This is a genomic window from Desulfobacula sp. (assembly GCF_021107415.1).
This window is the reverse complement of record NZ_JAIOSW010000042.1, coordinates 1-5884: the sequence shown is the minus strand read 5'-3', so window position 1 is coordinate 5884 and position 5884 is coordinate 1. Positions and strand designations below refer to the sequence as shown.

General features: G+C 39.1%; 4 protein-coding genes. 2 read left to right on the top strand and 2 right to left on the bottom strand.

What is annotated here, in order from left to right; genetic code table 11:
• Positions 1 to 434: LptE family protein (gene lptE, locus K8S13_RS02275; protein WP_291460103.1), on the bottom strand; the 434-nt coding region annotated here is incomplete at its 3' end.
• Position 435: 1 nt separating this feature from the next.
• The gene (gene leuS / locus K8S13_RS02270; protein WP_291460102.1) at positions 436 to 3051 is read right to left on the bottom strand and encodes a leucine--tRNA ligase; all 2616 of its coding nucleotides are present in this window, start codon (positions 3049 to 3051) and stop codon (positions 436 to 438) included.
• 179 nt (positions 3052 to 3230) lie between these two features.
• On the opposite strand from leuS, the gene K8S13_RS02265 reads away from it, so the two are divergent.
• Both K8S13_RS02265 and K8S13_RS02260 read left to right on the top strand, forming a co-directional pair.
• The gene (locus K8S13_RS02265; RefSeq protein WP_291460101.1) at positions 3231 to 4886 is read left to right on the top strand and encodes an HD domain-containing phosphohydrolase; all 1656 of its coding nucleotides are present in this window, start codon (positions 3231 to 3233) and stop codon (positions 4884 to 4886) included.
• A 12-nt stretch (positions 4887 to 4898) separates the two neighbouring features.
• Positions 4899 to 5884: cyclic nucleotide-binding serine/threonine-protein kinase (locus K8S13_RS02260; RefSeq protein WP_291460100.1), on the top strand; the 986-nt coding region annotated here is incomplete at its 3' end.

The window sequence follows — 5884 nt, the reverse complement described above, 5'->3', positions numbered from 1 at the left end:
TTACTTTCATCCGTTATCTTATCTTCAGATACCGTATATTCTTCATGTGATGAAAAATCCTTGACAGACCAGATCACTTCTCCATCCTTGTCTATAAGTTTCAAATCAACGGAGGCCCAGACTCTTCTTTCTATCACAGATTCCGTGGTTGAACGTGACAAGGTAGCAAATCCTATGGCATTGATGGTCCCTTTAAGAACAGCAGTTGCGCGGGATTCATCTACCACTTTCGTATCTGTCTTTTGAATAATCTCCTGGATCAAAGCATTGGTAAATGAGATACCTGCCCCTGTTTCAGAACTCTTATTCTCAAAAACCTTCACAGCGACACGCATCACATCATTCTTAATGTATCCACCGCCCTCAAACCGGTAACCGCAGGATGCAAAAAATACAAGCAGACAAATAAATAAGAACCATTTTAAATTTTTCATATTAAATCACAATATTTACAAGTGTTTGTTTTTTTCTGATAATAATAACCTTTTTGGGTTCTTTATCACCCATATGTTTTTTGATCTTTGTATCCCCAAGGGCTATTTTTTTTATTTGTGCTTCTTCACAGTCTGCAGCGATTGAAAATTTTGATCGAAGCTTTCCATTTATCTGGACAATAACAAGAACATCATCTGTTTTAAGAGAGTCTTTTCTGTATTCAGGCCAGGATTGCTCTAAAATTGAACCCTTTTTGCCTAACCTTTTACCCAATTTTTTAAAAAGGTCTTCACAACAATGCGGAATAATCGGGGACAGCAACAAAATGGAATTTTCAAGACTGAACAGGATTACTTTTTTCATCTCAAGATCTGCAGAATCGAGATCAATCGCATACAAGGCATTTACAAGCTCCATTACAGCTGAAATAGCTGTATTAAAATGAAAGCTTTTGTCAATATCATCCGTGACCTTTTGTATGGTCTGATTTGCCTTGATATAAAGATCTTTTGCCTGGGGTGATACAAGTTTAGAAGCGGCTCCTGTATAGGATTTCGATTCATCAATCTTTTCCATGCATTCAAGGGCAAGACGCCACACCCTGTTTACAAATCGATTGCTGCCTTCAACCCCGTCCTCATTCCATTCAAGGTCTCTTTCAGGGGGAGCTGCAAACAAACAGAATAACCGGGTGACATCAGCGCCGTATTTTTCAAGCAGTTCATTGGGATCAACAACATTTTTTTTGGATTTGGACATCTTAATGACCCGTCCCACCTCCACGTCCTTGTTGCATCTTGTACAGACAAGCTTTTCTTCAGTGTTTTTCACCGCTTCTTCGGGATAGAGATATCCATGTTCAGGACAGGTCATGGTCTCCTTGCAGACCATTCCCTGGGTAAGCAATCGCGAGAAGGGTTCCTTAAAATCAATCATTCCAAAAGAATTTAATACCCGCATAAAATATCTTGAATATAATAAATGAAGAACCGCATGTTCTACCCCACCGATGTATTGATCCACAGGAGCCCAGTATTTGACGGCTTCAGGGTCAAACATGCCGTCTTCAAATCGTGGTGAACAATATCTTAAATAATACCAGGAAGACTCAACAAAGGTATCCATGGTATCCGTGTCTCTTTTTGCATCCTTTCTGCCGCATTCAGGGCATGTGGCCTTTGTAAAAAAATCAAGGGTTGGTAAGGGAGAACCCCCTTTTTCAAGAAGATTTGCATCTTCCGGAAGCCTTATGGGAAGATCGGCTTCAGGGACAGGAACCACACCGCAATCCGGGCAGTGAATAACGGGAATCGGTGTACCCCAGTATCGTTGTCTTGAAATTCCCCAGTCTCTTAATCGATAGGAAACAGTCTTTTTCCCCCTGTCCTTTTTTTCCAACCAGTCTGTAATAGCATCCATGCCTTTTTTATAGTCCAGCCCATTAAATTCATTGGAATTTACAAGAACACCCTCACCGGCATAAGCTTCTTCCATAGTATCCCCGTCAAAGTTTTCTCCTTTTGGCTGAACCACTACCCTGATTTCAAGCCCGTATTTCTTAGCAAACTCAAAATCCCGCTGATCACCGGCCGGCACCGACATGATGGCACCGGTTCCATATTCCATTAAAACAAAATTGGCTGTATAAACCGGAATCTTTTCACCGGTTGCAGGATTAATGCAAAAGGCCCCTGTAAAAACCCCTTCTTTTTCATATTTTTCCAACCCTTCAGCAGATCTTTCCTGGCTGGACACCTTTTGAACAAAGGCGGCGACTTCATCTTGTCTATCAGTTCCCTTTGAAAGGCTTTCAACCAGGGGGTGTTCAGGGGCAAGGCACATGAAGGTTGCACCAAAAACCGTGTCCGGCCTTGTGGTAAAAACCACAATATCATCATCCCTGCCATCAATTTTAAATTTTAATTCAGATCCAATACTCCTGCCGATCCAATTTTTCTGCATGGCAGTTACTTTATCGGGCCATCCCGGCAGTTTATCACAATGAACCAGAAGGTCTTCGGCATAATCTGTTATTTTAAAAAACCATTGCCAGAGCTTTTTTTGCTGAACCGTTTGGGAGCATCTCCAGCATTTACCCTGCTCAACCTGCTCATTGGCAAGAACCGTCTGGCATTTCTCACACCAGTTCACAAAGGACTCTTTGCGATATGCCATTTTCTTTTCCAGCATTTTAAGGAAAAGCCATTGCTCCCATTTATAATACTCAGGCCTGCAGGTTGCTATTTCACGATCCCAGTCATATGAAAACCCCATTCTCTTAAGCTGTTCGCGCATGGCTCCGATATTGTCATATGTCCAGGCGGCCGGATGGGTATTATTATCAATGGCTGCGTTCTCAGCAGGCATACCAAAGGCATCCCACCCCATGGGATGAATCACATTAAAGCCTTTCATCCGTTTATACCTTACCACCACATCACCAATGGTATAATTACGGACGTGACCGATATGTATTTTACCGGAAGGATAAGGAAACATTTCCAACAGATAATATTTCTCTTTTGATTTATCTTCAGTGACTTTAAAAAGTTGATTTTCTTTCCAGTATGCCTGCCATTCAGGTTCTACTAATTCAGGATGATACCGCTGGTCCATTACACTTACTCCTTTTGTTATTTGAATTTTTATAGATGCCACAATCAAAGGTAAATAGCAAGAAAATCAAGAGAATTCTCTCCTTTGATTTTTCTTTTCTTGTTTCATTTTTTAATTTTTGCTACTTCTTAAAAAAAAACATTGCTTAAATCAAAATTAAATTTATTTAAGGATATATTATGCCTGCCAATGGAAAATTTTCTGAAAACGCCAGGATTAATATTGTTATTGAAAATATCCTTGATGAGCTTTGTCCTTTCCTTGAGGATCAGGCAAGGGAAATATCAGAGTTAACTGCCATTGGCAAGGCGCTTGGGACTGGAAAAGATATCAGTGTACTCCTTGAAATGATCCTTTCCATTGCCAGAAGATTTACAAAAGCAGACGGCGGAACTCTCTATCTGGTTGACCATAAAACTAAAACTTTGGTCTTTAATGTCATCCATAATGAATCGTTAAACATCAAAAAAGGGGGCGGTTCAATAGATCTTCCGGGTGTACCATTGTATAATGAGGACAATACACCTAATCATTCCAATGTATCCTCATATGTGTTTCATACCGGGAGAATAGTCAATATTAAGAATGTTTATAAAACAAAAAGGTTTCAATTTAATGGAATCAAAAGATTTGATGAAGCCTTACATTACAAAAGCCAGTCCATGATTGTCATTCCCATGAAAAATCATGAGGATGATATTATCGGAATTCTTCAGCTGATTAATTCAAAAAATCTGTTTACCAACAAAACCATTTCCTTTAGTAAGGATGACCAGGAAAAAGCAACGGCACTGGCCAGCCAGGCCTCTGTTATTTTGACCCAGCAGGCGCTTATTCTTGAAATGAAAAAACTTTTTGAGGCATTCATTAAAGCCATTGCCGTATCAATAGACGAAAAATCAAAACATACCGGCGGCCATATTCAACGAGTCACAGAGCTTTCCATGATGATTGCCCACAAAATAAACCAGGACAATACAATATTTAAAACCACATCTCTCTCTTATGATCAAATGGATGAACTCAGGATAGCAGCCCTTATGCACGATACCGGGAAAATAACCACGCCGGAGCATATTATCAGTAAGTCCACACGGTTAGAGACTGTCCATGACAGAATTGAGCTGATCAAAACAAGATGGGAATTATTCAAAACAAACCAGAAACTTGCTGCCGCACAAAAAAAGCTGGCTCTTTTCGATCAAACCGCAAAACAAAAGCAAATCACACAGATCAATAATATCTGTAAAGAAAAAATTGATATACTGGAAAAAGAATTTGAAACACTTTCTTACATCAACTCAAGCAAGGAACATCTTAATCAAAGCCTTATCGACCAGTTAGAGGTAATTTATGAAAAATCCGATAAAATTTTTGGCAAACTGCAACCCTGTTTAACTGAAGATGAATTTGAAAATTTGTGTATCTTAAGGGGAACCTTAACATCAAAAGAAAGGGATATCATTAACAACCATGCTTATTTGACTGAAAAAATTTTAAACAAGCTTCCCTGGCCTAAAAAACTTGCCAACATCCCTTCCATTGCCGGAGCCCACCATGAAAAACTTGATGGATCAGGATATCCATTGCATCTTAGCAAAAAAGATTTAAATCTCCAGGCACGAATCTTAGCTATTGCCGATATTTTTGAAGCCCTATCTGCCCGGGACAGACCCTATAAAAACCCCATGAATTTGAGCAAGACTGTGAATATTCTTGAACAAATGGGGGAAAATGGCCTTTTAGATAAAGATATCATCAAACTCTTTTTTAAATCCCAAACACACCTTGAATATGCAAAAAGATACCTTTCCCAATCTCAAATTGATCTTTAGAGGAGAACACCTATGGCATCATTGCAAAACCTTCGTAAAGTCAGCAGAGAAAAATTAGATTGTCCCAAACTGGCTGTTATCTATTTTGAGAATGAAGAATCAAATACATTTCGTTTTGTGAATGTGCTCAACTTTGGTGTTCAAGGCTTGCTGATTGAATCGGATATAGCCTTAAATAAAGAGTTTAAACTCAAAATAATGTTTAAAAATACCGCGTTAAATCAATGGGATAATTCTCTTTGCAGGGTTGCCTGGATTCAGGGTTTAGATGATGACAAAATTTATAAAATCGGCCTTGAATTTCTTTTCCCAATAGAAAATTCATTGGATTTCGATCCTGGTGTTCAGAATGAAATTTCTTCACAAGACCTTGATTTTATCTTAAACACTAGATTACTCAAAACCCTTCCAAAAGAAGGTGTCTGCTCTTTCTTAAACTGTATGTCTCGTAAAACCATAGGGTCCGGTATAAGATTCATCACCCAGGGTGATAAAGGTGATTATCTCTACATTATTCAGCAAGGATTATGCTCCATTCAAATCCAAAAATTGGACAATACTCTCCAGACTGTAGCTCAACGAAGGAAAGGAGACGTTATAGGAGAAATGGCCTTGTTAACAGGAGAATTACGAACAGCCAGCGTAATTTCCGAATCACAAATGATCCTTTGGAAATTATCAAGAGGTGAATTTGACAAGGCTTGTCAATTACATCCTGATATCAGGGAATTTTTAACGGAACTATTGACCAACAGGCTTGAAAATTCGATTGTCACAGGGGTAAGGAATGTAGGCCGCTATATTATGACCCATCGGATCGGCCAGGGCGGTTGGAGTTTTGTTTACAAAGGCAAGCATAAAACCCTTAACATGCCGGTTGCCATTAAAATAATGAAACACAATCAGGCAATGGATGAAGATTTTCTTGAAAACTTCAGAACAGAAGGCAAGGTCATTGCTCAGCTGAACCATCCAAATATTATACAGATTTATGATAT

Bases quoted from the DNA above. Each gene is read 5' to 3' on its own strand.
- leuS (WP_291460102.1), bottom strand. From the start codon at position 3,051: ATGGACCAGCGGTATCATCCTGAATTAGTAGAACCTGAATGGCAGGCA.
- K8S13_RS02265 (WP_291460101.1), top strand. From the start codon at position 3,231: ATGCCTGCCAATGGAAAATTTTCTGAAAACGCCAGGATTAATATTGTT.